This is a genomic window from Hymenobacter lapidarius, from assembly GCF_001816145.1.
Lineage (GTDB): Bacteria > Bacteroidota > Bacteroidia > Cytophagales > Hymenobacteraceae > Hymenobacter > Hymenobacter lapidarius.
In genome coordinates this window covers 1-918 of sequence record NZ_MDZB01000032.1, presented here as the reverse complement: position 1 = coordinate 918, position 918 = coordinate 1, and the positions used below count along the sequence as shown (strand labels likewise).

Here is a 918-nt window from a genome sequence, read left to right as displayed (position 1 = left end):
TTGGCCAGCACCGTGAAGGAACTCACGTCCACCCGACTGGTACTGGAGAGCCCACGGGAAGACGCTGGTTTCCGTTACATCGATATGCACACCTTCGCGCGCTAACGCCGGGTTTCGCCGCAAACACACTTATTTTACCCTTTAGCTGTGGTTCGACAAAACGGAGGCACAAAAAGACAGACTTGCTGAGCAATTATATCCTCTCGACGCCTCAATGCATTCGGTCGTCGCGCACCGGCAGGTTGGTTACGATTTCGCCTTCAATCAAAAGCAATTCCTGCAACCGTTCTTCTACCAGTTTGGGTTCGCAGTATTCCTTGGCTAATTCCACGTAGCTCACAAAATGCGCGGCTTCAGACACCATTAATTCGTAATAGAATTTACTCAGTTCGGGGTCGGCAATGTGCTGCCACAAAAGCTTGAATCGTTCGCAGCTGCGGGCTTCAATCAGAGCTGAAACCAGGAGCTGGTCCATAAGCTGGCGCTCGCGGGCGCCGCCTTTGCGCACGTGCGCCAGCAGCTGCACCACGTACTCGTCTTTGCGGGGCCGGCCCAGCTGAAAACCGCGTTTGCGCAGCTCCAGCAGCACCCGCTCGAAGTGGCTCCACTCCTCGGCCACCAGGTCGGTGAGCTCGTCAACCAGGCGGGTTTTGTCCGGGTAATGGATAATCATGCTGATGCCGGTGCTGGCTGCTTTTTGCTCGCACCAGGCGTGGTCCACCAGAATTTCTTCGATATTTTTCTCAGCAATATTTACCCACCGCGGGTCGGTATTCAGTTTTAATTTAAGAATTGTTTTTTCTTTCATTATCGTATTTCTAATTAACCCAAGTTGCGGATTACAATAGGCATAAAAAAAGTCTGCTCGGCAGAGCAGCAGTAGGTTTAAGGTCTTTGACCTCCTCATTCCTGCTGAAA

General features: G+C 51.9%; 1 protein-coding gene. It reads right to left on the bottom strand.

The features are described 5' to 3' along the window. Positions 1-211: 211 nt before the first annotated feature. Complete coding sequence (locus tag BEN47_RS01185; RefSeq protein ID WP_070724378.1) at positions 212-808, bottom strand: MiaE family protein; 597 nt, start codon at positions 806-808, stop codon at positions 212-214. Between the last annotated feature and the right edge of the window lie 110 nt (positions 809-918).

Coding starts and splice junctions, on each gene's coding strand:
- BEN47_RS01185 (WP_070724378.1), bottom strand. CDS start 808: ATGAAAGAAAAAACAATTCTTAAATTAAAACTGAATACCGACCCGCGG.